The organism is Exiguobacterium sp. SH0S1, assembly GCF_004337165.1.
Classification (GTDB): domain Bacteria; phylum Bacillota; class Bacilli; order Exiguobacteriales; family Exiguobacteriaceae; genus Exiguobacterium; species Exiguobacterium aurantiacum_A.
In genome coordinates this window covers 1116916-1143818 of the sequence record NZ_SJVC01000001.1, presented here as the reverse complement: position 1 = coordinate 1143818, position 26903 = coordinate 1116916, and the positions used below count along the sequence as shown (strand labels likewise).

Below are 26903 nucleotides of genomic sequence, written 5' to 3'. Positions count from 1 at the left end.
GGTCGGCTCTCTGTCTGTTAGGAAGGAAGTTGAACGTGAACCAGCAAAAAAAATCGTTTCAATCGATTTATGTCGCCATCTTTTTCGCACAAGGCGCCCTCATCCCATACATGGCCTTGTTCTTCTCACAAGCACGTTTTGATTTGTCACCAAGTGAGGTCGGGACGATCGTCGCTATCTTGCCCATTTTATCGATTGGTGTACAACCACTCTGGGGCATGCTGGCCGACCGCACGGGCCGAACCCGCGCCTGGTTAATGTTAGCAATGATTGCGGCTGCGGCAATCTCAATCACATTTTTATTTGCGACATCGTACGTCTGGATCATTCTGTTGATGATAGTCTGGTCGATATTTCAATGTGCCCACATTCCGCTCGTCGATATGATGACGCTCGATTACACGTCCCGCGCTAAAATCGATTACGGAGCCATCCGTTTGTTCGGCTCGGCCGGGTTTGCTATCGCGGTCTTCATGATCGGCCGGATTGCGGATACGTCATGGGGGTTATCGAGTACGTTTCTGCTTAGTGCGATCGTGCTCGTCGTCGGAACCGTCGCCTTGAAGCAAATTACGGATACGGGTGTAACCCATACGACGACAGCAGCCCCGTTCGCTTGGTCAGCCATTTGGAATGCACCGTTCGTGGCGTTTTTAGTCGGCGGCATGCTCGTCTTTGGTCCGATTTACGCAAACAACTACTACTTTGGCATTTATGTGACGAGCATCGGCGGCTCGACGACGCTCGTCGGGACGTTGTTTTTAGTGGCGGTGCTCTGTGAGATCCCGTTTATGAAAGTGGCGCATCAAATTGTCGCACGTCTCGGCACTGTCAACGTACTCGCTGGGGCAGCTTTGATTTCAGCGCTTCGGAACGGTTGGCTCGCACTCGAACCGTCGTTGTGGGTCGTTTGGTTGCTCGCCATCGTTCAAGGACTCGTCGTCGGGTTGCTCATTCCGGTTGCACTTCAGTTTGTCCGAAGTCTCGTCAGCTTAAACGTCACCTCGACAGCGATTGGCGTCTATATGGCTGTCACATCGGGCTTGGCGACAGCCGCATTCAATCAGTTGAGCGGGATTATCATTGAAGTAGACAGCATTATCGGTGTATTTTGGATGTACACAGCAGTCAGTGTCATCGGCGCGATTTTATTCTTGGGACTGAGACGGTTCCGTGAGAAAGGATGACGAGCGATGTCGACACATTATTTTATAGCGCTCCCGATTGAAGCGCGACAGTTTGAACAAATCCAACGGGACATCTTACCGTTCTATTCCTATCGCCGCGTTTATCGACCAGAGGAATTTCATTTGACGCTTCAATTTTTAGGGGCATTAGACGATGACCAAGTAGAGGCAGTCAAAGAGATCACTCGAGACGTGGCGCACGAAACGGCGCCGTTCACGTTACGTTTTCAGCAGATTGATCATTTTGGGAGACCGGATCGTCCGCGCGTGCTGACAATCATCCCGAATCCGTCTGTAGCGCTTTCGACATTCGTCAGTACACTTCGGCGCAAATTGGCAGAAGAGATTTCAGCAATCGATCGGAAACCGTTCGCAGCACACGTCACCCTTGCAAAGAAATGGGATACCGGCGAGCGGATCCCTTATATCGCACCTGCGTTTGACGTGGAAGAAGCAATCACAGAAGTAGTGCTCTATCGAATCAATCCGACAAAGACTCCTGCCTATGAAGCAGTTGAAGTATTTCCGCTAGCGCATTCAGAGGAGGACACATGGCGATCCCGATTAAAATTTTTGACGTAATTTCTAAATATGAACGGAACATGCTCGATCAATTCAATCGTTTTCAAGAGTATATCGAATCAGATACGGCGCGAATGCGCAGACTCTACGACTCAAATCGGCTAACTCCGCCGGAAATCATGGAGTTTGAAAACCCGTGGTGGAAATTTTGGCGTCGTACGGAACGCATCGAGCTCGAAGCGAACCCGTTGACGGAAAAACAATTTCAAACGCTGCTCACAAACCGGCGCCGCATCCAAAAGCTTCAATTTGCGTGCGAAGGGGCAACAGAAGCGGACATGCCACTATTAGCTTTTTTGCGGGACTATAGTTATCGGCATATGCTCACAGAATGGAACGAGCATCACTTTTTCATGTATCGTCCTGTCGTCGAGTGGAACGGGGCCATGGTTGAACTAAGCCATATCATCGTTGGGCCGTCGCATATTTATCTCGTTGAATGGCTTGAAGGTGACCGCAGCATCTATCACGTATCGAAACAGAAGACTTGGATTCATCAACCACTCAAAGGGGAAAATAAACGTGTAGTCAATCCGCTCATCGCATTGACACGCACCGAAGAAATCGTAAGGCAGTTTCTTCCGTCCTATGATGGGGTCATCCAAAAAGTGGCGTTGGCTCCGAACGGCTATTTCGATCATGTGCCGGAGACACGCGCGACCCAGTTTGTTTCACGGTCGGATTACGACCAATGGATGAAACAAGTCAATGCGAGGGCATCCATCGTGAAAGCCCAACAAATTCGAGATGTGGCGAAACTTCTAGATACGACAGCACAGATGCCGTTTCGACAATTTTTGGATCAGTAGGAGAGGATGGAACGAGTATGTATCACACACCTGATCAACAGGCGACAACGCATGTAACAATCGAGCGGGCAACGCTCCTCTCATTTGAGACGGTTCGACTCGAAGTCATCGCCGAATATGAGTCCATTCCAGTACAAATCGAGCAAAATGGGCGCCCTGTTACTTACGTGGTGCTCGAAGAACGATCAACTGAGGCCGGGACGATTGAACGGGACATCCGTCTCGCGCGCCCGGTAACGCTGGAATCGGTTTATACCGTATTTCATCCTGGACATAAAACAATCGTGGTCGTCCCGAGAGAAATTGTCCAGACGAATGAATTTGAACGCAGATACGCCTACGATGGACCGCTCGGACTCCTCTTTGGCATAAATGTGATTGACGTATTCGTCTGGTCACCTGTCGCTTTCTCGATTTGGGTGACGGTGCATGATGAAGACACGCATCGGGAAATCGAGCGATTTCGGATGATGCGCGGTAGCCGCGGCGTTTGGCATGCCGAGGTGCCAAAAGGTTACGAAGGTTTACTATACCGTCTTCACGTCAAAACACCGGTCGAAACGAACGATATCGTCGACCCTTACGCGAAAGCCGTCAGCCTGAATGGCGAATTTGGCGTATTGGTCGATGTCGAAGCCGAGATTGCGAAACACGTTGAACCGGTGTTACGGCCGCCGCTCCGAAAAGCGACTGACGCCGTCATCTACGAACTTCATATCCGCGACTTCACGAGCCACCCCGCTTCGACGAGCCGTCTAAACGGATTGTACGGCAGCATCGTCGAAACCGGGATTCGGACGACCGGTGACAAGAGTGCCGGTCTCGATTACTTGAAAGAGTTAGGCGTCACACATTTACAATTGCTCCCGGTGCATGACTTCGGCAGCGTCGACGAGTTGACACGCATGCCTTATAACTGGGGGTACGACCCGATTCATTGGTTCGCTTTAGAAGGGAGCTACGCCTCAGACCCAAGCGCCCCGACAACAAGAGTGCTCGAATATGCCCGAATGGTGAATGAGTTACACAAAACCGGGATGCGCGTCGTCGTCGATGTCGTCATGAACCATGTGTTCATTCGTGAACAGTCGTCGCTCGAAGCGCTCGTGCCGTATTATTATTTCCGGTATGAGCACGACGGAACGGTCGCAAACGGTACCGGTGTCGGGAATGACACAGCGTCTGAGCGGTATATGATGCGTCGCATGATTGTCGATTGCATCACTTATTTTGCGACGACGTATCAAGTTGACGGTTTTCGATTCGATTTGATGGGGATCCATGATGTGGAAACGATGAACCAAGTTCGGACGTCGCTTGATAAAGTCGACAGGTCTATCTTGATCTATGGAGAAGGTTGGGATTTGGCGACACCGCTCGGCCCGTCCTTGAAGGCGTCTTCCCACAATGCGGCGCATATGCCACGAATTGGTCATTTTAACGATATGATGCGAGATGCGCTGAAAGGTTCCTCGTTCAACGAGCGCGAGCGCGGCTTCGTATCCGGGAACGAATGGCGGGAGTGGGAACTTCGTGAATGCATCACCGGTGCCGTTCAGATTCCGAACGTCACCGTCGGTCGGTTCCCGAGTCCGCAATATACGATCAATTATGTGGAAGCGCACGATAACTATACGACGTTTGATAAATTGCTGCTCGCTTGTGAGGATACGGATGAGACGACGAGGTTACGGATGCAACGGCTGGCCACGGCGATCGTCATTACGTCACAAGGCGTTCCGTTCCTTCACGCCGGACAAGAGTTCGGTCGGACGAAACAAGGCGTAGAGAACAGCTACAACGCCCCTGATCGGATCAATCATTTTGATTGGGACCTTCGTGACAGTCGGGCGACAGAAGTGGAGTATGTGAAAACGCTGCTCAAGTTACGCCGGCGCCACACGTGTTTCCGATATGATACCCGGCAAAAAGTAGTCGAGCAGTTCAAGTTTCTCCCGTCGCCGCCTGGTGTGATCGCTTACGAACTGACAGCAAGCCATTCTTACGATGCTTGGCAGCGAGTGCGTGTGTATTTGAACGGGACGTTCGAGCAAGTGACGTTCCAAGCCGAAGGCGACTGGAACGTATACGTGCAAGGGGATAAGGCGAGTTTGACGCCGATTGTTCGAAACCCGAGTCAGATTCAAGTCGAGTCGTTGTCAATGACGATTATCGCGTGTTAATATTGTGATTGTATCTTTTTAACTTCCAATGAGATTTGAGCGTGATGAACATGTATTCAGATATAATCGGTGCCCTCGGTGAAGAGTGGACAGTGGCTTCCGCAGGCGGGATTACGGGTGAAGCGTACGTAGCGACGACGCACCAACAAAAAATCTTTGTTAAACGGAATTCGTCTCCATTTTTAGCGATTCTATCCGCCGAAGGCATCGTCCCGAAACTATTGTGGACGAAGCGGATGTTCAACGGAGACGTTCTCAGTGCCCAACAGTTCATCGAAGGTCGCGAGTTATCGCCTGCCGACATGGAGCGTTCCGAAGTGGCGGCGCAACTCGGAAAGATCCATCATTCGAAAGAGCTATTATTCATGTTACAGCAGTTAAACCATACACCGGTCACTTCAGAACTGTTGTACCGGCAATGTGCCGCCTATGAGCAAGATGAGGCAGATGAGACGATCGATGAGGCGGTCCGTTGGTTATCAGACCATCGGCTGCCCGATGACGAGCGCGAACTAGTCGTTTGTCACTCTGACCTCAACCACAATAATTGGATTGAGGATGAGTCGGGACTTCTTTATTTGACCGATTGGGACGACGCCATTATCGCGGATCGCGCGTTTGATTTGGCGATGGTCGTCTATAGCTATGTCGATGAAGTCGATTGGGAAGAGTGGTTCAGCCATTACGGGATCACGCTGACCCCCGATCTGCATTACCGAATGCACTGGTACGCGATTGCCCAGACGGTGTTGACCATCTATGGTGAACAGAGCGCCATGGCAAGAGCTGAAGGTTTGACCGTGCTTCGTGAGCTTCTCGACGAAGCGGATGAACGGACGCAATGAAAAAAGGGATGGCTCACGAATGTGAGTCATCCCTTTCGATATACATCAGACATCTTCAGGTTTCATAAAGTACGCCCAGACGAACGTAGCGATGACGGCGCCGAAAAACGTGAGCGGGGCCGCATAAAAGATTAAGAATTGATCTAACGTGCTCATTGATTTAACCTCCTTGTGAGGGATGATTCATGTTCATTAAACAATGATTTCGTGTATAATCGCAAGGGGACTGCTCGCGTGAAGCGGCTCAGTCAGCAGAAACTTGAACATTTCATGAACGAAAGGTAGGATTTCAATGCGCTTACGCCATAAACCTTGGGCTAAAGACTATATGCAAGCCCAAGAACATGTATTTATCACGAATCCCGAACAGTTGAAAGGGAGTTGGAAAACCGAATTCGGTAACGACAATCCACTCTTTATTGAGGTCGGTTCTGGGAAAGGGCAATTCGTTCTCGGGATGGCCCAACAGTTCCCGGACGCCAACTTTATCGCCATCGAGCTATTCGAGAGCGTTGCCGTCTCGATCGTCCAAAAACTCGTCGAAACGCCGATGCCAAACGTACGCGTCTTGACCGTCGATGCGAAGCAACTCGTCGATTACTTCGAAGCAGGGGAAGTCGACCGCGTTTACTTGAACTTCTCGGACCCTTGGCCGAAGACGAGACATGCGAAGCGTCGCTTGACGTATAAGACGTTTTTAGCCACATACGAAGCGATTCTGCCTCGCGGGGGCGAAATCCACTTTAAGACGGACAACCGAAGTCTGTTCGAATATTCGCTCGAGAGCATGAGCCAATACGGCATGTACTTCACGGATATTTCACTCGATTTGCACGCAAACGAACCGGGTGACAACGTTCGTACCGAGTACGAAGAGCGCTTCAGCGCCATGGGTCAGCCGATCTACCGGATGGAAGCAGCGTTCCGACCAAAAATTTGACACGCTTTTTTCTTATTTTGATAGCATTTTCTTCACACTTTTTTCTTTCTTCTTGGTACAATAGGAATGACGCTAAATTGGAATTAGAGAAGGGGGAATATGGGGATGTTGAAAAAAGCATGGGCAAGCCTGCTTGCAGTAATCTTCATTCTAACAATCGCACCACTCAATACCTCGGCAAACGAGGCGTTCTTAGACGCACTCGAAGAGGATTTGAAAGCGACGCATTACGACTATAAAGAAGGAACGGCTAAAATCGTCAAAGAAGAGACGCTCACGCACTCGAACGGCAACGAAGTCATCGCAGCGGTCGTCGAACTCGATACGGTACGTGACGGCATCTTCATCACACGTAAGACGGAGTTCCATTATTACGATGCGACGGACAACAAGATTCTTGCAACGGCTGACCTTGTCGAAGTCGAAGGTGCGACCGAGTTTTCGGACGCGAACATCGACATGCTCGGTCAACAGATCATCTACTGGCTGCCGGTCTTGATCATGTTGCTCTTAATCGCGGTTCCGGCGCTCATTCTTTTCTTCGTCGTACCACGCTTCTACTCGACGACAGATTACATGAATCCGATTTATGAGAAAAACGATAATCCACGTTAAAAAAGAGCCGAGAGGCTCTTCAGCTTGTTGACTAACATCAATAGAATCGCTCGTCCTTCCGGCGCCCACGCTTTCCTGCAGGAGTCGGGGCGCCGTCGGACGAGCAACGCAAACGGTCGCCATCTGGCGGCCGTTTGTCTTTTTCTGAGGCCTCGATGGCCGACGAGAAAAGCCCTGGATATGTTCTTAGAACCGATGAAAACGGAAAACGGTATGTATGGACCGTCACCGCCTCCGAACAGGAAGGGAATCATCATGAACCGATCCGCACCGACGCCTCGTTAGACCAGTTGGTCCCGAAAAACCACCTCGTCCGTAAGATTGACCGCCATGTCGACTTCTCCATCGTCCATCGCGCCAACCTTATGGCAGCCACCGCATAAAACATGAAGAAGTTGGCCAGTTCACTGGCCTGGAGAGACTGTATACATACCATTTTTTCAATCTTGTGCCGGGCAGAGCGCCTCAAGGTCATCGAACATAAAAAAAGATGAACCAATTCGCTTTTCGCGAATTGGCTCTTTTTTTACGTCATTTTCAACTGTTCCATAATTTGATCAAGACCCATGCCGTTTCCTGAAGAGACGGCTGCGACGAACGCGCTCTCGACGATCGGGCCGTCATAGAACTTGATTTTCTTATCGCCTTCATACATATCGATGGCAAGCTCAGCGTTCATCGTCGCCGATCCGATATCGGACAGGATGAGTGCCTCTTTGCCGACGGTTTCGATGGCCTCGAGGATACGGGTCACATCGGTTCCGATACTGCCGTCTTCTAGTCCGCTCGCAAGATGAATCGGAACGGCTGGAGCCATCTCTTTCATCAAATCTTGAATCCCTTCACCAATTTTAGCGCTATGCGAAACGATGATGAGCTCTACGATGTCAATCGACCTCCTTCATGATCGCTTTCAAGACGATTGAACTGGACAACGCGCCAGGGTCGATTGTACCGCGAGAGTTCTCTCCGAAGTATGAGGCGCGGCCTTTCGTCGCCAGCATCCCCTCCGTCTCATTGACGAGATGATCCAACTTTGAGGTGAAATCATCTGATTCACTCAAACCGTCTAAAAATGGCTCCCAGACGTCGACCATCGTCTTTTGCCCGGCGGTGGACTTGCCACGAGCTTTGATCGCAGCCGTCCCTTCCTCTAGCGCTTCTTTCACGAGCGCGAAGTCGGCCTCGGTCGCGTCACCAAATTTCGGTGCTGCTTTGACGAATGCCGAACCGTAGAGTGGACCGGCCGCACCACCGACTTTTGACATGAGCGTCATCCCGACTTTCTTACTCAACTCACCGAGAGAAGCGTACTCATCGTCGAGGATCGCAGCGACCGCATCAAAGCCGCGTGACATATTGATGCCGTGGTCACCGTCCCCGATCGCCCGGTCTAGGTCTGTCAGTGTATCTTTATTCGCTTCAATCTCAGATTGGGCATGGCGTAGCGCTTGTTTGAACCCTTCAATCGTCAACATCGATTAAACACCTCGTTTGTTAGATTTTGAAACCGAGCGCCGCTGATGGCGCGTCAAGATAACTTGTCAATTCATCGTCGAGCGGTAACAGGGTGATGGAGAAACCATGCATCTCGAGAGATGTCATATAGTTACCGACGTATTTACGTTTTAACGTGTAACCAGCTGCTTCTAATTTTTTGGCAACGAAGTGGTACGTCACGTAAAGCTCAGACAGCGGTGTCCCACCCATACCGTTGACCATGACGGCGACTTCTCCAGGCTCGACTTCTTTTGTCAAATGTTCGAGTAGGTCGTCGACAATCGAATCGACGTCGGTCGTCGGTTTCCGTTCGACACCGCGCTCGCCGTGAATCCCGATTCCGATTTCCATCTCTTCCTCGTTCAGGTCAAAGCCGGGTTTACCGCTCACGGGCATGTAGCACGGCTCGACCGCCATTCCCATCGAGCGGACGTGAGATGCGACTTTCTCGGCAAGCGCTTTCACTTCTTCCAATGACTTCCCGCTCGCTGCTGCGGCTCCGGCAATCTTATGCACGAACACCGTGCCCGCTACGCCACGGCGGTCTTCTTTATTCGCAATCGCGACGTCATCAGCGACGACGACGTGATCGACTTTGATCCCTTCGGCGTCGGCTAGTTCGCCGGCTAGTTCAAAGTTCATGACATCACCAGCATAGTTTTTGACAACGAGTAACACACCGTTGCCGCCGTCTGCCGCTTTGATGCCTTCGAGTACCATGTCTGGGGTCGGGGACGTGAACACTTCACCACAGACAGCGGCGTCGAGCATCCCATCGCCAACGTAACCGGCGTGTGCAGGTTCATGCCCGCTTCCGCCACCTGAGACGAGTCCGACTTTTCCGGACTTGGCGCCGTCCGCTCTGCAGATGACGTTCACCCCTTCGACGCGACCGTACAGTTCAGGATGGGCGTGGACCATCCCTTCGACCATTTGCGACACAAGTTCACTTGCTTCACCAATCAGTTTTTTCACGTGGGATCACTCCTTTTTAAGTTTGAAAACTACCATTCTCAATTTTCCACTCTTTCGAACGGACTAAACAAAAAAGTCGGCGAATTGTTTCGCCGACTTTGTTTCATGCATATTCAAGTAAAGCGCCAGTCTCTGAATCGACCGTGAATTGGTACGTTTTTTCTTCGTCGCTCTCGAGGACCGAAATCCCGCCTTTGTAAACATCATACTCACGACCGTCATAAGTATAAATCTCTGGTGATGCCGAGATCCATGCGCCTTGGACGTGACCTTTCGCTGAGAATGCCCGTTTCGTGTACTCGAGCGCATCTTCAGCCGATAAGCTTCGTTCATCTAACACTTTTTTCGTCATAAGTGCGGCAACGACGGCAACCCCGATTCCAACTAACCAATACCTTTTCTTCATATGACTACCTCCCCTTGAACTATGGCTATCACATACATCGTACCAAAACCTGTACCCCATTGGAATGAAAAGCATTCGCTTCCATCGAAATATTCTGTATATAATGAGACCAGAACGAGTGAAAGGATGAAATAAAATGGAACAAAAAACGAGAGAATTATTTAAGACGTTGACAGAATTGCCAGGAGCGCCTGGTTTCGAATCAGAAGTTCGGCAATTTGTCCGCGATCGGATCACCCCGCACGTCGATGAAGTGATGACGGACGGAATCGGTTCAATCTTCGGGAAACGAGTCGGGGACGAGTCGGGACCACGCATCATGGTCGCCGGTCATATGGATGAAGTCGCGTTCATGGTCACACGGATCACAGAGAACGGCATGCTGTACATACAACCGCTCGGCGGCTGGTGGAGCCAAGTGCTGATGGCACAACGGTTCGACATCATAACATCGAACGGAAAAATCCCGGGTGTCGTCGCCTCGACGCCTCCGCATTTACTCGGGCCTGAGGCACAGAACAAACCGATGGAAATCAAGCAGATGTTCATCGATATTGGTGCCGACTCAAAAGAAGAGGCGGAGTCATGGGGCGTCCGGCCAGGAGTTCCTGCCGTGCCGACGAGTGAATTCACTCCGCTCCACCATCCGAAAAAAATTATGGCCAAAGCATGGGACAACCGCTACGGCGTCGGTCTCGCCGTCGAGTTGCTCGAAGAAACGACCAAAGCAGATCACCCGAACATTTTGTTCTCGGGTGCGACTGTCCAAGAAGAAGTCGGCCTGCGCGGGGCCCAGACGGCTGCCGAGATGATTCAGCCGGACGTCGCGCTCGTGCTCGATGCGTCGCCAGCCAATGATGCTTCCGGCAATAAGACGGAATTCGGTCAGCTCGGCGAAGGCGCGCTCATCCGGATTCTTGACCGCGTCATGGTCATGTCTCCTGAGATGCGTGACTTCTTGCTCGATACAGCGTCAGATGAAAACATTAAGACACAATACTTCGTGTCACCAGGTGGGACGGACGCAGGTCGTATCCATATGAGTGGGCAAGGTGTGCCGACCGCCGTCATCGGCGTCGCAGCCCGTTACATTCATACGCACGCCTCGATTTTGCACACGGATGACTACGATGCGGCCAAAGCGCTTCTAAAAGCGCTCGTCAAACGGTTAGACCGTTCGACGATGGAAACGCTTCGCGCATCCCGTTAATGAACGACGCCACTTTAACCGAGTGGCGTTTTTTTCTGTTGATATTTACCGGGAAAAGATTATACTGATAAAAGTGTGAAGACAGAAACTTTACGACTGACAAGACAACAGAAAGAGGGGTGAATCCCATGCTCAAGAAGAAAGGGATCACGCTCAGCCCGTCACTCTACTTTGTGACGGCGCTCAGCTATATGGCACTCGGATTATTCAGTACACTCATTATCGGGTTGATCATGAAGACGATTGGCGGACAATTGCTCGGCACGAGCGTTAGCGGTCTCGGTGATACACTCCAACAAATCGGAGACGTCGCCATAAGTTTGACGGGACCAGCCATCGGGATTGCAATTGCCTATGCGCTCCAGGCTCCGCCACTCATCTTGTTTTCAGCGCTCGTCGTCGGGACGTTCGGCTATGAGTTCGGGCCGGCGGGTAGTTACGTCGCGACGCTTCTTTCGGTCGAACTGGCCAAACTCGTTTCGAAGTCGACGAAGCTTGATATTTTAGTGACGCCATTCACGACGATCGCGATCGGCTACTTGAGTGCGACGTATATCGGGAAATATGTCGGTCTGTTCATGACCCAACTCGGCACGTGGATCGAGTGGGGGACTGAACAACAACCGCTCGTTATGGGCGTCATCGTCGCGACGCTCATGGGTCTCGCGTTGACGGCCCCGATTTCAAGCGCGGCCATCGCGCTCATGCTCGGGCTTAGCGGGATCGCCGCCGGTGCGGCGACGGTCGGTTGTGCGGCCCAAATGGTCGGGTTCGCGATCACGAGTTACCGTGACAACGGCATCGGCGGATCGGTTGCTCAAGGGATTGGCACGTCGATGCTTCAAGTCGGGAATATCGTCAAAAATCCATGGATCCTACTGCCCCCGACGGTTGCCGGTGCGGTGCTAGCCCCGATCGCCATCTTGTTGTTTGAATTAGAGAGTGTCGCGGCCGGAGCCGGGATGGGGACGAGCGGCCTCGTCGGTCCGATCGTCATGCTCGAAACGATGGGCTTCAGTTGGCATACGTTGATCGTCGTCTTCGGTTTCTTGATCGTCGGTCCGGCCATACTCAGCTATGCGGTATATCAAGTATTGACCCGGATGAACCGGATTCAGCCGAATGATATGAAAATCGAATATTGAACCGACACACAAAAATAAGCGTCTCGCCAAGTTGCGAGACGCTTATTCATTTGACGCCGAGCAGATCACCAGCCGAAGAAGTTACGGACGGTCTCGACGGTTTCGCGCGGGATTCTAAAGCTGACGAAGAACAGCGTGAGTATCAATGCGTAGATGGGAAGTAAAAAACGTTTCCTGACAATCGGCAAGTAGCGGACAAGGCGTTTCAATCCACGTTCTACGATGTAAATGATGGCGAATCCAACGATGAGCCAAACGAGAATCTGACTTCGTGTCTTATCTGTATCGATGAACAAGTACCCGTAGCGGAGAATAGAGAGCATTCCGACGGCGCCGACGAGCTGTTCGAGTGGGTGTTTCATATCCGGATTTAATTGTTCACGCGTCCATTTTGTCATATCGTCACCTTTTTCAAATAGTCTTCGCCCTTGATTATAGCAAAACACGAGAGCGGATTGTGAGAACGGACTTATGCTATCATTAACGTGGAAAATAGAACAGGAGTGATGAAGATGAAACGACTGACAACGATGACTGAATATACGGAAGCGAAGCAAGGAAAGACTGTGTTTATGTTCTCAGCGACATGGTGTGGCGATTGCCGCTTCCTCGATCCGTTCATGCCCGAACTGGAGTCAAAGTTCAACGAGTGGACGTTCTACTACGTCGACCGTGACGAATGGATGGAACTCGCACAAGAACTCGATATTTTCGGGATTCCGAGTTTTGTCGCTTTTAACGGTGGGCAAGAAGTGGACCGCTACGTCGGACGCGAACGTAAAACGCCGGAGCAAGTCGAAGCATTTCTTAGCGAGTTAGGGTGATCTAGATGGAACGGAATGAACTGCGTCGAGCGATCGAACGTCAATTCACTGACGGGTATCGGACGTCTTATGACAGAGAAAATGAAGTGTTGCGAATCGAACGGGCAGCTGACCGGTTCGGCGTCAACATTCGACTGGCCCCACTTGTTGCCAAAGCAAAAGTGCGCGGCAATATTGCGGTTGAAGAAATCGTCGACTATATAAAAACGGCCCTCACAGCAGACCAAGAGATTGAATTAGTCGGCAATGAAGCCCAAATTTTCCCGGTCATTCGGGCCGCTTCGTTCTCGACAGAAACGAAAACCGGACAAGCGCTTGTCATGACACCGCATACGGCGGAGACGGCCATCTACTATGCCCTCGACCTTGGCAACGGGTATCGTTTGATTGAAGAGCGGCATTTGAATGCGATGATGACGAAAGAGCGAGTCGATCAAGTGGCGCGGGATAACGTGAAAAAGTTACCGACCGACTTAAAAGAAGACGATGTCGCCGGCAACAAATTCTATTTCCTGTCTGCCCGTGATGGCTACGAGGCGTCTCGTATCCTCAATGACGAATTTTTACGGGTCATGGATCGACGAATCGAAGGAGACATGTTAGTCGGGGTGCCGCATCAAGATGTGATGATCATCGCCGATATCCGGAACGATCAAGGATATGACGCGATGCAACAGCTCATGTTCGACTTTTTTACGAACGGACGCGTCCCGGTGACAGCTCTCGCGTTTCATTATGAGGACGGCGTTCTCGAACCAATTTTTATTGTTGGAAAAAAGAACCCACCAACGGACGCATAATCTGCTAAACTATTTGTGTCTAGTTTGAAAGAAGGGGCGTATTTACGTATGCAAATTAATGCTTTTTATAACCGTGAAGGAATTGGCGATGTTCTCATGGTGTTGTTAAAAGAAGGCGATCGCCATCATCAAGTCGTCGAACGAAAAGACGATGTCGCCATCGTTAAAGCGGCGGACGGATCAGTGAACGGCTACAACGTGTTCAATGCGAGTAACTATTTCAATGTCAGTGACTGGCACGGTCCGGTCGGCTTGACGGCAGAATTGATTGAGACGCTCGGTGTCATTTTACGCAAGCAGAATATCGAAGCGGATTTATCGGGCGTTGACTTCACACCGACGTTCGTTGTCGGTTATGTCGAATCGGCTGAGAAACATCCCGATGCGGATAAATTATCGATCTGCCAAGTCGAGATCGATCAAGGTACGGTTCAAATCGTTTGTGGAGCGCCGAACGTTGCGGCCGGACAAAAGGTCGTCGTCGCAAAACCAGGAGCGGTCATGCCGTCGGGTCTCATTATCCGGCCGTCTAAACTCCGTGGCGAGAGCTCGCACGGGATGATTTGTTCAGCACGCGAGTTGAACCTTCCTGATGCACCGCAAGAAAAAGGAATTTTAGTGTTAGATGACGAATATGAAGTAGGGAAAGCATTTGAAATCGGTCGCTAAACTCGACCGATTTTTTGCTAAATGAGGATTGAGTGAAAAAGCGAGGAATCGACTATGGATGCATATGAACGTTCATTAAAACAGCAAGCAGAGCGAATTCGGCGCGAACTATCCCAAGAAGGGAAGAAAAGTGCGCCTGCACCAAAACCTGAACCAACGGGCGAGTTCATTCCGTCTGACGTCCCATCTCCGATTTATGGATATGCGCGACCGAAACCAAAGATCAACTTACCGACCGAGCATTCGCCTGAGACGAGGGACGATCTGTCCATCAATCAAAGCGAGCCTGATATTGATCCAGAACCATCGACTGTAGTGCCTGTTACCGAGGAAATAGTCGTCGACGAACCTGTACAAGTTACAGAACCTTTCGTTCCAGACGAGGTTGTCGTGGAAGTGAATGAGTCGGTCAAATCTCCATTCGTGGCAGAGGAAACGGTCTCGGCAGAACATCAGACTGTGGCCGAGCCTTCTGAGCCAGAAGAGACGATTATTTCCCCGGAAACGTCTGACTTGAGCGATGATGAGTCCTTTGTACCGGGGGCCGACAACGTATCCGACTCGCCGAGTGATCTGAAACCGTTACTCGGAGACGTATCTATTTTAGAAGACGGCTTTGCCTCGGTGTTCATGGGTTCTACCCATTTGAAAACGTCAAAGATCGCCGTCCGTGAAGAAAAAGAAGAGGCAGCTTCAGCGGACGTTTCAATCGAAGTGACATCGGTCGAAGAAGTAGCTCCTGTCGTCGAGGATGTTGCAAAAACATTACAGACCGATACCGACGAGCCCTTTCACGCTCTTGACGAAGCCGAGTTGACACCTGCTGTCAACGTGTCTTACAAAGCGGATAGCCCTCCATTGAACGTCATGATGACTCCGCAAGACCGGATGGCGATGTACCGCAGCCGACGCCTTGCTCAAAAAAACAATAATCTGTAATAGCACGACTCCATGAGTTTTGCTATAATGACAAAGGTTTGTCGCTTTTTCTGCAAACCGCAATGAATTAGGGGGGCTATTTACAGATGAACCGTTATCACTTCGTCGGAATTAAAGGAACGGGCATGAGTCCTTTAGCTCAAATTTTAAATGATATGAACAATGAAGTCCGAGGTTCGGACGTTGACAAAACATTTTTTACAGAAGAAGCATTGAAACGGAAAGGTATCGAAATTCTTCCGTTTGATCCTGAAAATATTACTGAAGGTCAAATCGTCGTTCAAGGAAATGCGTTCACTGACGATCATCCTGAAATCTTGCGCGCGCGTGAGCTCGGTTTGACGATTTATAAATATTACGAGTTCCTTGGTGAACTAGCGGATCATTATACAAGTGTCGCCATCACAGGATCGCATGGAAAGACGTCTACTACGGGTCTGCTCGCTCATGTCATGCGTGGGATTGAGCCGACGTCATTCTTGATCGGAGACGGTACGGGCGAAGGCGTGGAAGACTCGAAAAACTTCGTGTTTGAAGCGTGTGAGTATAAGCGTCACTTCCTTTACTATCGCCCAGACTATGCGATTATGACGAATGTCGATTTTGATCATTCAGATTATTTCTCTGGCTTAGACGATGTCATTGATGCGTTCCAAGAAATGGCGAAACAAGTGGAAAAAGGTATTATCGCTTGTGGTGACGATGAGAATCTTCAACAGATTCAAGCGAACGTGCCGATCGTCTATTACGGGTTTGGTGCCCATAACGATTTCCGTGCCGAAAACGTGAACTCGACGGATAACGGGACGACGTTTGACGTCTATTTGCGTGACGATTTCTATGGGACGTTCCGCATTCCGGGATATGGTAACCACAGCGTCTTGAACGCCCTTGCCGTCATCGCGACGTGCGACTACGAGAACTTATCGAAAGATCTTGTGAAGGAGCGCCTCGAGACGTTCAACGGCGTTAAACGCCGTTTCAGTGAATCGACGCTCGATGGGCAAGTCCTGATCGATGATTACGCGCATCACCCGCGCGAAATCAGTGCCACCGTCGAAGCGGCACGTAAAAAGTACGCCGGACGGGAAGTCGTCGCGATTTTCCAACCGCATACGTACACGCGTCTCAAGTCGTTTATGGATGACTTCGCGTCATCACTCGCCGAAGCGGACGCCGTTTATTTGTGCGATATCTTTGGCTCAGCCCGAGAACAAGAAGGAACGGTCACGATCGAAGACCTTCAATCGCGGATCGACGGTGCGAACGTATTGAAACGTCCTGATGTCGGCGTTCTCCGTCAACATCGTGATGCGGTCTTGTTGTTCATGGGAGCAGGAGATATTCAGACGTATCAACGCGAGTATGAGAACTTCGTCAAACTCGAAGCGTAAGTTGTGAGCGGATGGCCCGGGCCATTCGCTTTTTTTTGTGTTTAAACTCGAATAAAGAAGGAAATAGTATTATCGACTGAACACAAAAAAGGAGATGTTAAGGATGGCAAGCCAAGGCTCATTGAATACGTTGAACAAAGAGGTGGCCAACTACGGCCTATTATTCGTCAAACTTCATAACTACCACTGGTATATTAGCGGACCTCACTTCTTCACATACCATGAAAAATTAGAGGAGCTTTACAACTTGGTCGCTGAGCTGTATGACGATGTCGCCGAGCGTTTACTCATGAATGACGGGGAACCGTATGCGACGATGAAAGAGTATTTAGAGCACTCGACACTACAAGAAGGTGATCGTCACGCCGATACAGAACAAATGATCAAAGACGTGATCAATGACTTCAAACAAATCCGTCAAGAGATGCAAGATGCGATGGAAAACTTTGAAGACGGGGACGAAGCGATCGAAGATACGTTCGTTTCCCACATCGAGCGTCTCGAAAAAGAAATTTGGATGATGTCTGCTGCTCTCGGCAGAAAGACGAAACTATAACGAAAAGGTGCGCCAATTTGGAGGCGCACCTTTTTTTTGTTCATTTTAAGTTTTCTGGATTCAACGGTTGTAACGTGTCGACGACGAAACGGCCGTCTTTCCGGATCAAGACGTCGTCAAACCAAATCTCACCGCCGCCATAGTCAGGACGTTGGATATTGACGAGGTCCCAATGGATGGAAGAGTTGTTGCCGTTATAGGCATCGTCATACGCTTGTCCCGGGGTGAAATGGAAACTGCCATCGATTTTCTCATCGAATAAAATATCTTTCATCGGGTGTTGGATGTAAGGGTTCACGCCGATCGCAAATTCGCCGACGTAACGAGCTCCTTCGTCCGTATCGAACACTTCATTGATGCGCTCGGTATCGTTCGCCGTCGCTTCGACGATTTTTCCGTCTTTAAATGTCAGCGTCACGTTCTCGAACGTAAAACCGTGGTACGGCGATGGCGTGTTGTACGTGATGACGCCGTTGATTGAATCTTTGACCGGTGCGGTGAACACTTCTCCGTCCGGGATGTTCATTTGACCTGAGCACTTGATGGCTGGGATGTCTTTGATTGAGAACGTGAGCTCCGTGCCTGGTCCTTTAATCGTGACACGGTCGGTCTGGTCCATGAGCGTGACGAGTGCGTCCATAGCCCGGTCCATCTTGCCGTAATCGAGTGTGCAGACGTTGAAATAGAAGTCTTCGAACGCCTCCGTCGATTTTCCGGCGAGTTGGGCCATTGACGGTGATGGGTAACGTAAGACGACCCATTTCGTCCCTTTGACGCGATCTTCCGTATGCATTTTACCGATTGTGGCGCCGACAAGCTTTTGTTGCTCGGCGGGAACGTCCGACAGCTCGTTAATGTTATCACCCGCACGGAGACCGATATAGGCGTCCATCGCTTGCATTTGCTTGCGTTCGATGTCGGCCATCAACTCGAGTTGTTCCTTGCTTGCTTGCGTGTATAACTTCCGCAAGATACGGCTTTCTTTCAACAAGACGAACGGCTGCCCCCCGGCTTCGTACGCTTTTTCGACAAGTGCCTCGACGAGCGACTCCTCGACGCCGAAATTCTCGATGAGAACGCGTTCGCCTGGCTTTAATTCGGTTGAATAATTGATCAATCCGTCTGCCAATTGCGTGATTCTTGGATCTCTCATACAAACACCCCTTAAACTTTTTTTAATTTATTTCTATTTTAGTGTAATCGAAAACATAAAAACGGGTAAAGGAATAATCAGACCGGATGGCGAAAACGGTAGTGACAAATCTTTTCAGTCATAATGGTGCTATAATGAAACCACCACATAATCGAACAGGAGGAATGGACGAATGGAAATCACCTTAGGAGGCATTGCAGGGCTCATCGCAGCACTTGCATTTGTCGTACTCGTATTTTTCTTGGCTCGCGTCTTGTCGAACGTCAATCGCACACTCGGCAGCGTCGCGAATACGACAGAAAATTTAGAACGTCAATTAGATGGCATCACAATGGAAGTGACGGCGCTCTTACATAAGACGAACCGTCTCGTAGATAACGTGGAAGAGAAGACAGAGTTGCTCGCACCGGTGGCACATGCCCTCGACGAACTTGGTACTTCGCTAAATGAAGTGACTGAGTCGGTACGAACAGTTTCTTCATCGGTTCACGTGGCAGCAGACGAAAATAAAGACCAGATTGCCCAAGCTGTACGTTGGGGCTCGGTCGCAGTAGAATTATTCAAGAAAAACAAAACAGAAACTTCTTCAGAAGAGCGCCCGTCACGCCGTCGTGGCCGCCGGGAGCGTAAGCAAGAAACGCCGTCGGTCTCACCAGGATTAATCGCGACAGACGATACAATCAAATCATAACAAGCCCAAGGAGGATATATTATGACATACGTTAAAAAAGACCAAACAAATCAAGATCAGCAATCAAGCGGCGGATTCCTAGCCGGCGTCGTCCTCGGCGGTATCATCGGTGCAGCCGTTGCCTTGCTCACCTCGCCAAAAAGTGGACGCGAAGTACGTACTTATCTCGATGAGAAAACATCGACTTCACGTGAACGCTTGACCGTCAAATCAAAAGAAGTACGTGAAAAAGCTGAGCCGGTCGTCGGGGAATGGATCAAAGTAGCGAGCGACAAGGCTGCTCCGGTCCTCAATCTCGTCAAAGATAAGGCACGCGAGGCTGCTGAACTGAAACAGCAAGTCGACGAAGATGAACTCTCAATCGAAGAAGCGATGGAAAAAGCGGATCAGCTCGTCGCGGAAGCGGAAGCCGAAGTGAAAGAACAGCTCGATCAAGCAGCAGAAGAGACGTCAAGCGAAGCAACAAAACAAGCTGACACGGACGCTAAGCCAGAATCGGCCCAATCAAAAGGCGAGTCAAACTCGAAAGCGAACAATTCGAATGCGAACAAATCGAACACGAATAAGTCGAATGCGAGCAAGCAAGAGCCGAAGAATAGTCGCGACGAGTCGACGAACTATGAGTCGGATTTCGAGGCACCTGTCAAAGACTTGCTCGACGATGAATCAAAACAAGAGCTGAAAGAATTGAAGAACGACTTGAAGAACGGCAATAAATAATGCGTCAAGTGTCCGGACAATCCGGACACTTTTTTTGTGGATTTTGTGTCACAGCCCATTTGTCTATGACAAAGCGAATAAAGTTCGCTATAATTAAGATTCTGGAAAGAACGGATTAGGAATGAGAGGGAAATTATGAGTCCACAAGATCAATTGAATCGATTACGTCGTGAAATGGATGAGTTGAACCGTGAGATGCTCGACTTGATTAGTCGTCGTGGAACGCTCGCGGTCGAAATTGGAAAAGTGAAACGTCTTCAAGGTGTGGAGCGGTATGACCCGGTTCGAGAACGAGAAATGTTAGATTTCATCGCCGCCTCGAATCCCGGTCCTTTCGAGACGTCACGCCTTCAGCATTTGTTCAAAGAAATGTTTAAAGCGTCTGCCGAGTTGCAAGGAGAAGACCGAGATAAAACGTTGCTCGTGTCGCGCAAGCGTCAAGCCGAAGATACGATCGTCACATTGAAAGATGTAGTCATCGGTAACGGTCGGCCGCAATTGATTGCCGGTCCATGTGCGGTCGAATCGTTCGAGCAAGTGAATGCAGTTGCTGAGAAATTAGCGTTGTCCGGCGTGAAAATCATGCGCGGCGGCGCCTATAAGCCGCGGACTTCACCGTACGACTTCCAAGGTCTCGGATTTGAAGGGCTCAAACTGTTGAAACAAGCGGCCGATCGCCACGACTTGCGTGTCATCTCAGAGATTATGACACCGGGTGCGGTCGAGTCAGCGCTGCCTTACGTCGATATCATTCAAGTCGGGGCGCGCAACATGCAAAACTTCGATTTGTTGAAAGAAGTCGGAAAGACGTCAAAACCGGTTCTACTGAAGCGGGGTCTTGCGGCGACGATCGAAGAATTCATCTATGCGGCGGAATACATCATGGCGAGCGGCAATAGCCAAGTCATTTTGTGCGAACGCGGTATCCGGACGTATGAGCGGGCGACACGTAACACGCTCGACATCACGGCCGTGCCGATTTTAAAACAAGAGACACATTTACCGGTCATGGTCGATGTCACCCACTCAACGGGACGACGCGATTTGTTGCTTCCTGCAGCGAAGGCGGCGCTCGCGGTCGGGGCCGACGGCGTCATGGTCGAAGTGCACCCGAATCCGACAATCGCCTTGTCTGATGCCCAGCAGCAGCTTGATTTCGATCAATTTGATCAGTTCATCGATGGGCTCACAGCTCAGTTCCCTCAACTTGATTTGGTTAAAAAATAAGCTTTCCAATTGGAAACGTTTTATATAGCGTGAAGACAGGGTAAAATGATGACAGATACCTGTCTTCCTTTTTTGATACGTTTTTTGAAAATCGTTTGAAAATCATTGCTTGTAGGAGGAGTTTTAATGAACAGTAACAATATCACAATCTATGACGTCGCACGTGAAGCCGGGGTGTCGATGGCGACCGTCTCACGTGTCGTCAACGGAAACCCGAACGTGAAGCCGACAACCCGTAAAAAAGTACAGGAAGCAATCGATCGACTCGGCTATCGTCCGAACGCCGTCGCACGTGGTCTCGCGAGTAAAAAGACGACGACCGTCGGCGTCATCGTGCCAGACATCTCAAACATCTTCTTTGCTGATTTAGCACGCGGAATCGAGGACGTGGCGACGATGTATAAATACAACATCATCCTCGGCAACTCGGACTCGAACCGCGACAAGGAAATTCATTTGTTGAACACGTTACTCGGTAAACAAGTCGATGGGATCATCTTCATGGGCGGCCGTCTTCACGAAGACCTCGTCGATGAGTTCAAAAAATCACCGGTCCCGATCGTTCTTGCAGCGACGTTGAACCAAGGGTATGACCTCCCAGCGGTCAATATCGACTATGAGCAGGCTGCTTATGACGCAACCAAAATGTTGATCGGCCACGGCCATAAACAAGTCGGCTTCATCACGGGGCCGCTCGAGCAACAAATCAATGGCGAGAAGAAGTTCTCTGGCTACCGCCGTGCCCTTGAGGATGCGGGACTTCCGTTCCGTGAGAACGATGTCATCCTTGGGAACTATACGTATGCGTCTGGCCTCGAAGCGATGCAAAAGATGCTCGGACGCGATGACTGCCCGAAAGCAATCTTCGCCGGTACGGACGAGATGGCACTCGGCGTCATCCATGCGATTCAAGACGCTGGGTATTCTGTGCCGAACGACTTTGAAGTCGTCGGTCACGATAACACGCGTCTCGCCACGATGATTCGTCCGAAGTTGACGACGGTCGTTCAACCGATGTATGACATCGGAGCTGTCGCTATGCGATTATTGACGAAAATCTTGAATGCTGAAGAAATCGAAGAGAAGAACGTCGTCTTGCCGCACCGGATCGAGCGTCGTGACTCGTTACGAAAAGACTGAATCAAAAAACCCGATGTGAGTTGGCAATTGCCAACTCACATCGGGTTTTTCATAAGTAAAGTGACTTGCGGTCGTTTGAGATGAACGGCCAAAATGCGCGTTTCGTCACTTCCCAGTTCTTCTCTTCGATTTGTTGCCGTCGCGGAATATGGTCGAACGTGTACGAATGGTCATCCCATGTCGTCGGCAACGGCTGGTCTGACTCGTTTTGCCACCGTTCAATCCAAGCGGAGGGGATGTCGCCTGCGTACGGAGCTTCGCGTGTCAATCCGGCCCATACTTGCGACCAGGCGCGCGGGACAGCTCGGAACCAGTCGTACCCGCCGCCGCCTAGGGCGACGAGTCGTCCTTCTGTGTACTCGTCGGCGAGGCGAGAGGCGATTTGAGGGATTTGTTCGAACGTATGAATCGTCGAGGCGAGATGCGTCAACGGGTCGAACGCGTGCGCATCAGCCCCGTTCTGCGTCAAGATGATATCTGGTTTGAACCACTCACACGCTTCTCGGAGCACGGTCTCGTAACAACGCAGGAACGATTCGTCTTGGGTGAAAGCATCAATCGGGACGTTCCAACTATAGCCGTAGCCGTTCCCGTTGCCGCGCTCTGTGACCGCGCCTGTGCCTGGGAAGAGGTAGCGGCCGGTCTCGTGGATCGATAGCGTCATCACATCAGCGTCATCATAGAACAGCCATTGGACACCGTCTCCGTGGTGAGCGTCTGTATCGACGTAGAGGACCCGCGTCCCGTATTGCTTGCGGACGTGAGCGATGGCGACGGCCGCGTCGTTATAGACGCAAAAGCCGGACGCTTTTCGTCTCATCCCGTGATGGAGCCCGCCACCGACGTGAAAAGCGCGTTCGACTTGTCCGCTCGCGACGAGTTCAAGCGCATGCATCGTTCCGCCGACGAGCCGGGCAGCTCCTTCGTGAATAGCTGGGAAGATGGGCGTATCTTCCGTCCCGAGTCCGAATTTATTTGCTTTCAGCCCTGACAGTTTACCCGCGGCAGCTGCTTGGACGGCCTCGATGTAGTCGACGTCATGGACAAGCGCGAGCGACTCGACTGAAGCGATCGGTGAGGCGATCCACTCAGAGGCTGACAGTTTTCCGGAATCGACCAGAAGAGATGTCGTCAGCTCTAAACGGATCGGATTGAACGGATGATCCGCGTGGAAGCGGTACGAGTTCTCATTCTCCCCGAATATGTAGGCGGGTCTCATTGGAACATCTCCGGACCCAGTACGTCAAAACCTTCTCGCTTTAATCGATCGATGATGCGCAGCGGGTTCATCGTTTGAACACGGAATGAGATGATTCGCTTATATGGATCGGGTGTCGGATGGACGAAGACGTTGATAATATTCACGTTCGTTTTTGCTAAGAGCCGCGTCACTTTTTCAAGTGCCCCGGTCGTATTCTCGACAAGGATCTCGATTTGCGAGCTCGGTTCGAGTGCGCCCGTCAATTGGACGAAATAACGAAGTAAATCGGTTTCGGTCAACACACCGACAAGTTTTCCTTGTTCGACGATCGGCAGGCACGTCAAACGATATTCATAGAACAGGGCGGCCGCGTCTTCAAAAAAATCGTACGGGTGGGCTGTCGTCACGTCTTGACGCATAATGCTCGAGACCGGGTTTTTGAAGTCGGCACGCTCACTCTCTGGATGAAATACACTTGTGGCGCCGCTCATCTCGAACTGACCGACAATCCCGACGACTTGCCGGGCCGGATTGGTGACGATCAAGTGGCGTACTTTATGGTCGCGCATGAGTTTTGCCGCGTGCGCAATCGTATTGGTCGGTTGAATCGTCACGACGTGGCGATTCATCATTTGCTCAATCAGCATCGTAACCCTCCTCAGTCATACATGAACCGGCGGCGAAGCCGGAGTGAATCGAAGTGATCGATCGATTCTTGCCGCACGTTTTTTCCGATGCGGGCCATCAGACAGTTGGCCGGGTGGGACGCGATTTCCGGGTCGTCCGTCGGATAGAAGACAAGACCGCCGTGGTTCATCATTTTCTCCATCACTTTGCGGTAGTCCCAAATCGACAGACCGCTTCCTTTTAAATCCCAGTGCCAATAGTATTCCGTCGTCAAGATTAAAAAATCATCCATATGTGGATCCAGCATCGACACTTCGAGTAGCTGTTTACCGATCCGTTGTCCCCGGAAGCGCGGGCTCACCTCGATGGCGCCGAGCTCGAGAATATACGGATCATTGCCCTCGCTCCAACGTTCATACGGGTCCGGATATAAATACGTGACGTAACCGATGACGAGGTCGTCAACGCGCGCGACGATGATCCGTCCTTCTTTCAACCCGGCAATTTCAACGAGCGCCTTATGTTGGTCTTCTGGCTCTCGAAACGCGGTCAAGCCTTCATCAAGCCGATACGTTGCGAGCACGTCGCTCCCGATTGGTCCATCGATGATTACGGCTCCGAGTGAGGTTTCCCACACTTTTGAATGATATTGTTTTTCCATGGAGTCACCACCTTCTTCACGTTCTATTATAGCGCTTTCATTGCACAACGTTCACACTGTTTTGGAGTTTTTGGAAATTCATTGATTTGTCATAATATTAACACTATACTGAAAGTGGATACACCATTCACTATAGGGGGAGGCGAATCTTTGACGATGGAAAAATTGAAAGCGTTATCAGGGGAACATCAATTAGCGTCGTATGAAGAGGCTTGTCAGTCGTTCGAGTGGACACAAGCAGAAGCACTGTTGTCTTGGAACTTGACTGGAAATGTCAACATGGCGTACGAGGCGATTGATCGTCACGCTGAAGGGGAGCTGGCGGACAAACTGGCACTGCTCTATTTCGATGGGGATCGGGAAGAGCGGTATACTTACGCGCAGATGAAACAGGAAAGCAATCGCGCTGGAAATGTTCTGAAATCGGTTGGGGTGGAGAAAGGCGATCGTGTCTTTGTCTTCATGCCGCGGAGTCCAGAACTTTATTTTATTTTACTCGGTGCGTTAAAGCTCGGTGCGATTGTCGGACCGCTATTTGAGGCGTTCATGGAACAGGCGGTACACGACCGGTTGCTCGACGCGGAAGCGAAAGTCATCGTGACGACAGAGGCGCTGTTGCCGCGTGTACCCGTCGAACAATTGCCACATCTTGAGACGATTTTGCTTGTTGGCGACGACGTCGACGAGTCAGGGAAAATCATCGATTACCGGAAACTGGCGCATGACGCATCGACCGATCTTGATATTACGTGGGTCGACCGGGAAGACGGCATGATCTTGCATTATACGTCGGGCTCGACCGGGAAACCGAAAGGCGTCTTGCACGTCCATAACGCCATGGTCCAACACTTGATGACCGGGAAATGGGTGCTCGATTTGCAACCGGACGATATTTACTGGTGCACCGCCGACCCGGGCTGGGTGACGGGTACGAGTTACGGAATTTTTGCGCCGTTCTTGAACGGGGCGACGAACGTGATCGTCGGCGGACGGTTCAACCCTGAGTTTTGGTACTCGGTCATCGAGCGGTTCGGCGTCACCGTCTGGTACAGCGCACCGACAGCGTTCCGGATGTTGATGGGCGCGGGGGAGGAAGCGTTCGAGAAGTACGACTTGTCATCACTGCGCCACATTCTATCGGTCGGCGAACCGCTCAACCCGGAAGTCATTCGCTGGGGCAACGAATCGTTCGGGCTACGCATTCATGACACGTGGTGGATGACGGAGACAGGAGCGATGATGATCTGTAACTATCCGACGATGGACATTAAACCGGGGTCGATGGGGAAAGCGATTCCTGGCTGTGAGGCGGCGATCTTAGACGACCGTGGCCAACCGCTACCACCGCATCGGATGGGCAACTTGGCATTGAAGACGCCTTGGCCGTCGATGATGCGTAAAATTTGGAAAAATGATGCGAAGTACGAGAGCTACTTCTGGGGTGACTGGTACGTATCTGGTGATTCGGCCTATATGGACGAGGACGGTTATTTCTGGTTCCAAGGCCGAGTGGATGACGTCATCATGACGGCAGGAGAGCGGGTCGGGCCGTTCGAAGTCGAGAGCCGCCTCGTCGAGCATCCGGCTGTCGCCGAAGCCGGAGTCATCGGGAAACCGGATCCGATCCGCGGTGAGATCATCAAAGCGTTCATCGCGCTCAGAAAAGGCTATGAGCCATCGGACGAATTGAAAGCAGAAATCCAAAAATTCGTCAAAGAAGGTTTGGCGGCCCATGCGGCACCGCGTGAGATCGAGTTCAAAGACAAATTGCCGAAAACGCGGAGCGGGAAGATTATGCGTCGCGTCCTCAAAGCGTGGGAGTTGAACCTTGAGGCCGGAGACTTATCGACGATGGAAGATTGAGCATAAAAAAGGTCGACACGCGATGTGTCGACCTTTCGTTT

General features: G+C 50.9%; 31 protein-coding genes. 21 read left to right on the top strand and 10 right to left on the bottom strand.

Features of this window, described 5'->3' with window-relative positions; all coding sequences use genetic code 11:
* The first annotated feature begins 35 nt into the window (after positions 1 to 35).
* The 5 genes from EVJ20_RS05860 to EVJ20_RS05840 are packed head-to-tail and all read left to right on the top strand — an operon-like array spanning position 36 to position 5606.
* A complete protein-coding gene (locus EVJ20_RS05860) occupies positions 36 to 1187 on the top strand; it encodes an MFS transporter (protein ID WP_236633356.1) in 1152 nt (383 codons plus the stop codon).
* A 6-nt stretch (positions 1188 to 1193) separates the two neighbouring features.
* Complete coding sequence (gene thpR, locus EVJ20_RS05855) at positions 1194 to 1769, top strand: RNA 2',3'-cyclic phosphodiesterase (protein ID WP_131463858.1); 576 nt, start codon at positions 1194 to 1196, stop codon at positions 1767 to 1769.
* On the top strand, positions 1739 to 2578 hold the full coding sequence (locus EVJ20_RS05850) for an NERD domain-containing protein (RefSeq protein ID WP_071397856.1): 840 nt from the start codon (positions 1739 to 1741) through the stop codon (positions 2576 to 2578). Before thpR ends, EVJ20_RS05850 begins: the two co-directional genes overlap by 31 nt.
* A 17-nt stretch (positions 2579 to 2595) precedes the next feature.
* Positions 2596 to 4761: a type I pullulanase gene (pulA, locus tag EVJ20_RS05845; RefSeq protein WP_070329419.1), complete on the top strand. Its 2166-nt coding sequence runs from the start codon at positions 2596 to 2598 to the stop codon at positions 4759 to 4761.
* Positions 4762 to 4805: 44 nt separating this feature from the next.
* On the top strand, positions 4806 to 5606 hold the full coding sequence (locus tag EVJ20_RS05840; RefSeq protein WP_131490413.1) for a phosphotransferase family protein: 801 nt from the start codon (positions 4806 to 4808) through the stop codon (positions 5604 to 5606).
* Between the two features lie 45 nt (positions 5607 to 5651).
* On the opposite strand, the gene cydS is transcribed toward EVJ20_RS05840, so the two are convergent.
* Positions 5652 to 5762 (bottom strand): cytochrome bd oxidase small subunit CydS, encoded by a 111-nt coding sequence (cydS, locus tag EVJ20_RS15375; RefSeq protein WP_438802343.1) that lies wholly within the window; start codon positions 5760 to 5762, stop codon positions 5652 to 5654.
* A 136-nt stretch (positions 5763 to 5898) separates the two neighbouring features.
* Here cydS and trmB point away from each other — a divergent pair, with 136 nt between their 5' ends.
* From trmB to EVJ20_RS15145, 3 genes are all read left to right on the top strand, one after another.
* Positions 5899 to 6546 carry a tRNA (guanosine(46)-N7)-methyltransferase TrmB gene (gene trmB, locus EVJ20_RS05835; protein WP_131463856.1) on the top strand — a complete coding sequence of 216 codons (648 nt, stop codon included), beginning with the start codon at positions 5899 to 5901 and terminating at the stop codon, positions 6544 to 6546.
* 105 nt (positions 6547 to 6651) lie between these two features.
* Entirely contained in the window at positions 6652 to 7161 is a 510-nt protein-coding gene (locus tag EVJ20_RS05830) for a hypothetical protein (protein WP_233589570.1), read from the top strand.
* 155 nt (positions 7162 to 7316) lie between these two features.
* Positions 7317 to 7544, top strand: a complete 228-nt coding sequence (locus tag EVJ20_RS15145; protein ID WP_070329422.1) for a hypothetical protein — start codon at positions 7317 to 7319, stop codon at positions 7542 to 7544.
* 143 nt (positions 7545 to 7687) lie between these two features.
* On the opposite strand, the gene dhaM is transcribed toward EVJ20_RS15145, so the two are convergent.
* The 4 genes from dhaM to EVJ20_RS05805 form a co-directional block, all read right to left on the bottom strand.
* Positions 7688 to 8032, bottom strand: coding sequence for a dihydroxyacetone kinase phosphoryl donor subunit DhaM (dhaM, locus tag EVJ20_RS05820; protein ID WP_255569939.1), 345 nt, complete (start codon positions 8030 to 8032; stop codon positions 7688 to 7690).
* 16 nt (positions 8033 to 8048) lie between these two features.
* A complete protein-coding gene (dhaL, locus tag EVJ20_RS05815) occupies positions 8049 to 8639 on the bottom strand; it encodes a dihydroxyacetone kinase subunit DhaL (protein WP_131507252.1) in 591 nt (196 codons plus the stop codon).
* Between the two features lie 19 nt (positions 8640 to 8658).
* Entirely contained in the window at positions 8659 to 9636 is a 978-nt protein-coding gene (dhaK, locus tag EVJ20_RS05810; RefSeq protein ID WP_071397850.1) for a dihydroxyacetone kinase subunit DhaK, read from the bottom strand.
* Positions 9637 to 9739: 103 nt separating this feature from the next.
* Positions 9740 to 10042, bottom strand: a complete 303-nt coding sequence (locus EVJ20_RS05805; RefSeq protein WP_016508468.1) for a PepSY domain-containing protein — start codon at positions 10040 to 10042, stop codon at positions 9740 to 9742.
* A 136-nt stretch (positions 10043 to 10178) separates the two neighbouring features.
* Here EVJ20_RS05805 and EVJ20_RS05800 point away from each other — a divergent pair, with 136 nt between their 5' ends.
* Both EVJ20_RS05800 and EVJ20_RS05795 read left to right on the top strand, forming a co-directional pair.
* The gene (locus EVJ20_RS05800) at positions 10179 to 11252 is read left to right on the top strand and encodes a M42 family metallopeptidase (RefSeq protein ID WP_070329426.1); all 1074 of its coding nucleotides are present in this window, start codon (positions 10179 to 10181) and stop codon (positions 11250 to 11252) included.
* A gap of 128 nt (positions 11253 to 11380) precedes the next feature.
* Complete coding sequence (locus EVJ20_RS05795) at positions 11381 to 12397, top strand: PTS transporter subunit IIC (protein WP_131463854.1); 1017 nt, start codon at positions 11381 to 11383, stop codon at positions 12395 to 12397.
* A 65-nt stretch (positions 12398 to 12462) separates the two neighbouring features.
* On the opposite strand, the gene EVJ20_RS05790 is transcribed toward EVJ20_RS05795, so the two are convergent.
* On the bottom strand, positions 12463 to 12795 hold the full coding sequence (locus EVJ20_RS05790; protein ID WP_016508496.1) for a hypothetical protein: 333 nt from the start codon (positions 12793 to 12795) through the stop codon (positions 12463 to 12465).
* A 114-nt stretch (positions 12796 to 12909) separates the two neighbouring features.
* On the opposite strand from EVJ20_RS05790, the gene EVJ20_RS05785 reads away from it, so the two are divergent.
* The 6 genes from EVJ20_RS05785 to EVJ20_RS05760 all read left to right on the top strand — a co-directional run bounded on the left by EVJ20_RS05785 (position 12910) and on the right by EVJ20_RS05760 (position 17579).
* Positions 12910 to 13221 (top strand): thioredoxin family protein, encoded by a 312-nt coding sequence (locus EVJ20_RS05785; protein WP_070329428.1) that lies wholly within the window; start codon positions 12910 to 12912, stop codon positions 13219 to 13221.
* Positions 13222 to 13226: 5 nt separating this feature from the next.
* Positions 13227 to 14021 carry a DUF1444 family protein gene (locus EVJ20_RS05780; RefSeq protein WP_131507250.1) on the top strand — a complete coding sequence of 265 codons (795 nt, stop codon included), beginning with the start codon at positions 13227 to 13229 and terminating at the stop codon, positions 14019 to 14021.
* 48 nt (positions 14022 to 14069) lie between these two features.
* Positions 14070 to 14690, top strand: a complete 621-nt coding sequence (ytpR, locus tag EVJ20_RS05775) for a YtpR family tRNA-binding protein (protein WP_131440072.1) — start codon at positions 14070 to 14072, stop codon at positions 14688 to 14690.
* Positions 14691 to 14744: 54 nt separating this feature from the next.
* Positions 14745 to 15629, top strand: coding sequence for a hypothetical protein (locus EVJ20_RS05770; protein WP_131507248.1), 885 nt, complete (start codon positions 14745 to 14747; stop codon positions 15627 to 15629).
* Positions 15630 to 15715: 86 nt separating this feature from the next.
* Entirely contained in the window at positions 15716 to 17023 is a 1308-nt protein-coding gene (murC, locus tag EVJ20_RS05765; RefSeq protein ID WP_070329432.1) for a UDP-N-acetylmuramate--L-alanine ligase, read from the top strand.
* 103 nt (positions 17024 to 17126) lie between these two features.
* Positions 17127 to 17579: a Dps family protein gene (locus EVJ20_RS05760; RefSeq protein ID WP_016508447.1), complete on the top strand. Its 453-nt coding sequence runs from the start codon at positions 17127 to 17129 to the stop codon at positions 17577 to 17579.
* A 40-nt stretch (positions 17580 to 17619) separates the two neighbouring features.
* Here EVJ20_RS05760 and EVJ20_RS05755 read toward each other — a convergent pair whose 3' ends face one another.
* A complete protein-coding gene (locus EVJ20_RS05755; RefSeq protein ID WP_131463850.1) occupies positions 17620 to 18732 on the bottom strand; it encodes an aminopeptidase in 1113 nt (370 codons plus the stop codon).
* A 172-nt stretch (positions 18733 to 18904) separates the two neighbouring features.
* Between EVJ20_RS05755 and EVJ20_RS05750 the strand changes: the two genes are divergently transcribed.
* The 4 genes from EVJ20_RS05750 to ccpA all read left to right on the top strand — a co-directional run bounded on the left by EVJ20_RS05750 (position 18905) and on the right by ccpA (position 22510).
* Positions 18905 to 19423, top strand: coding sequence for a DUF948 domain-containing protein (locus EVJ20_RS05750; protein ID WP_131490410.1), 519 nt, complete (start codon positions 18905 to 18907; stop codon positions 19421 to 19423).
* 21 nt (positions 19424 to 19444) lie between these two features.
* Entirely contained in the window at positions 19445 to 20143 is a 699-nt protein-coding gene (locus tag EVJ20_RS05745; protein ID WP_070329436.1) for a YtxH domain-containing protein, read from the top strand.
* A 135-nt stretch (positions 20144 to 20278) separates the two neighbouring features.
* Positions 20279 to 21370 (top strand): bifunctional 3-deoxy-7-phosphoheptulonate synthase/chorismate mutase, encoded by a 1092-nt coding sequence (locus EVJ20_RS05740; protein ID WP_131507246.1) that lies wholly within the window; start codon positions 20279 to 20281, stop codon positions 21368 to 21370.
* A gap of 126 nt (positions 21371 to 21496) precedes the next feature.
* Positions 21497 to 22510 (top strand): catabolite control protein A, encoded by a 1014-nt coding sequence (gene ccpA / locus EVJ20_RS05735; RefSeq protein ID WP_070329438.1) that lies wholly within the window; start codon positions 21497 to 21499, stop codon positions 22508 to 22510.
* Between the two features lie 49 nt (positions 22511 to 22559).
* On the opposite strand, the gene EVJ20_RS05730 is transcribed toward ccpA, so the two are convergent.
* The 3 genes from EVJ20_RS05730 to EVJ20_RS05720 are packed head-to-tail and all read right to left on the bottom strand — an operon-like array spanning position 22560 to position 24999.
* A complete protein-coding gene (locus tag EVJ20_RS05730; RefSeq protein WP_131507244.1) occupies positions 22560 to 23729 on the bottom strand; it encodes an acetoin utilization protein AcuC in 1170 nt (389 codons plus the stop codon).
* Positions 23726 to 24358, bottom strand: coding sequence for an acetoin utilization AcuB family protein (locus EVJ20_RS05725; RefSeq protein ID WP_070329481.1), 633 nt, complete (start codon positions 24356 to 24358; stop codon positions 23726 to 23728). The genes EVJ20_RS05730 and EVJ20_RS05725 overlap by 4 nt, the downstream gene beginning before the upstream one ends.
* An 11-nt stretch (positions 24359 to 24369) precedes the next feature.
* Positions 24370 to 24999, bottom strand: coding sequence for a GNAT family N-acetyltransferase (locus EVJ20_RS05720; protein WP_070329482.1), 630 nt, complete (start codon positions 24997 to 24999; stop codon positions 24370 to 24372).
* A 156-nt stretch (positions 25000 to 25155) separates the two neighbouring features.
* Between EVJ20_RS05720 and acsA the strand changes: the two genes are divergently transcribed.
* Entirely contained in the window at positions 25156 to 26862 is a 1707-nt protein-coding gene (acsA, locus tag EVJ20_RS05715; RefSeq protein ID WP_131507432.1) for an acetate--CoA ligase, read from the top strand.
* Positions 26863 to 26903: the final 41 nt, after the last annotated feature.

What these genes read in the sequence shown, in the direction of transcription:
- EVJ20_RS05720 (WP_070329482.1), bottom strand. Translation starts at nt 24,999, where the DNA reads ATGGAAAAACAATATCATTCAAAAGTGTGGGAAACCTCACTCGGAGCC.
- EVJ20_RS05760 (WP_016508447.1), top strand. Translation starts at nt 17,127, where the DNA reads ATGGCAAGCCAAGGCTCATTGAATACGTTGAACAAAGAGGTGGCCAAC.
- EVJ20_RS05850 (WP_071397856.1), top strand. Translation starts at nt 1,739, where the DNA reads ATGGCGATCCCGATTAAAATTTTTGACGTAATTTCTAAATATGAACGG.
- EVJ20_RS05755 (WP_131463850.1), bottom strand. Translation starts at nt 18,732, where the DNA reads ATGAGAGATCCAAGAATCACGCAATTGGCAGACGGATTGATCAATTAT.
- EVJ20_RS05745 (WP_070329436.1), top strand. Translation starts at nt 19,445, where the DNA reads ATGACATACGTTAAAAAAGACCAAACAAATCAAGATCAGCAATCAAGC.
- ccpA (WP_070329438.1), top strand. Translation starts at nt 21,497, where the DNA reads ATGAACAGTAACAATATCACAATCTATGACGTCGCACGTGAAGCCGGG.
- EVJ20_RS05790 (WP_016508496.1), bottom strand. Translation starts at nt 12,795, where the DNA reads ATGACAAAATGGACGCGTGAACAATTAAATCCGGATATGAAACACCCA.
- murC (WP_070329432.1), top strand. Translation starts at nt 15,716, where the DNA reads ATGAACCGTTATCACTTCGTCGGAATTAAAGGAACGGGCATGAGTCCT.
- EVJ20_RS05785 (WP_070329428.1), top strand. Translation starts at nt 12,910, where the DNA reads ATGAAACGACTGACAACGATGACTGAATATACGGAAGCGAAGCAAGGA.
- thpR (WP_131463858.1), top strand. Translation starts at nt 1,194, where the DNA reads ATGTCGACACATTATTTTATAGCGCTCCCGATTGAAGCGCGACAGTTT.
- EVJ20_RS05800 (WP_070329426.1), top strand. Translation starts at nt 10,179, where the DNA reads ATGGAACAAAAAACGAGAGAATTATTTAAGACGTTGACAGAATTGCCA.
- EVJ20_RS05795 (WP_131463854.1), top strand. Translation starts at nt 11,381, where the DNA reads ATGCTCAAGAAGAAAGGGATCACGCTCAGCCCGTCACTCTACTTTGTG.
- EVJ20_RS05840 (WP_131490413.1), top strand. Translation starts at nt 4,806, where the DNA reads ATGAACATGTATTCAGATATAATCGGTGCCCTCGGTGAAGAGTGGACA.
- EVJ20_RS05805 (WP_016508468.1), bottom strand. Translation starts at nt 10,042, where the DNA reads ATGAAGAAAAGGTATTGGTTAGTTGGAATCGGGGTTGCCGTCGTTGCC.
- cydS (WP_438802343.1), bottom strand. Translation starts at nt 5,762, where the DNA reads ATGAGCACGTTAGATCAATTCTTAATCTTTTATGCGGCCCCGCTCACG.
- dhaL (WP_131507252.1), bottom strand. Translation starts at nt 8,639, where the DNA reads ATGTTGACGATTGAAGGGTTCAAACAAGCGCTACGCCATGCCCAATCT.
- acsA (WP_131507432.1), top strand. Translation starts at nt 25,156, where the DNA reads ATGGAAAAATTGAAAGCGTTATCAGGGGAACATCAATTAGCGTCGTAT.
- EVJ20_RS05750 (WP_131490410.1), top strand. Translation starts at nt 18,905, where the DNA reads ATGGAAATCACCTTAGGAGGCATTGCAGGGCTCATCGCAGCACTTGCA.
- ytpR (WP_131440072.1), top strand. Translation starts at nt 14,070, where the DNA reads ATGCAAATTAATGCTTTTTATAACCGTGAAGGAATTGGCGATGTTCTC.
- trmB (WP_131463856.1), top strand. Translation starts at nt 5,899, where the DNA reads ATGCGCTTACGCCATAAACCTTGGGCTAAAGACTATATGCAAGCCCAA.
- EVJ20_RS05740 (WP_131507246.1), top strand. Translation starts at nt 20,279, where the DNA reads ATGAGTCCACAAGATCAATTGAATCGATTACGTCGTGAAATGGATGAG.
- EVJ20_RS05780 (WP_131507250.1), top strand. Translation starts at nt 13,227, where the DNA reads ATGGAACGGAATGAACTGCGTCGAGCGATCGAACGTCAATTCACTGAC.
- EVJ20_RS05725 (WP_070329481.1), bottom strand. Translation starts at nt 24,358, where the DNA reads ATGCTGATTGAGCAAATGATGAATCGCCACGTCGTGACGATTCAACCG.
- EVJ20_RS05770 (WP_131507248.1), top strand. Translation starts at nt 14,745, where the DNA reads ATGGATGCATATGAACGTTCATTAAAACAGCAAGCAGAGCGAATTCGG.
- EVJ20_RS15145 (WP_070329422.1), top strand. Translation starts at nt 7,317, where the DNA reads ATGGCCGACGAGAAAAGCCCTGGATATGTTCTTAGAACCGATGAAAAC.
- EVJ20_RS05830 (WP_233589570.1), top strand. Translation starts at nt 6,652, where the DNA reads ATGTTGAAAAAAGCATGGGCAAGCCTGCTTGCAGTAATCTTCATTCTA.
- EVJ20_RS05730 (WP_131507244.1), bottom strand. Translation starts at nt 23,729, where the DNA reads ATGAGACCCGCCTACATATTCGGGGAGAATGAGAACTCGTACCGCTTC.
- pulA (WP_070329419.1), top strand. Translation starts at nt 2,596, where the DNA reads ATGTATCACACACCTGATCAACAGGCGACAACGCATGTAACAATCGAG.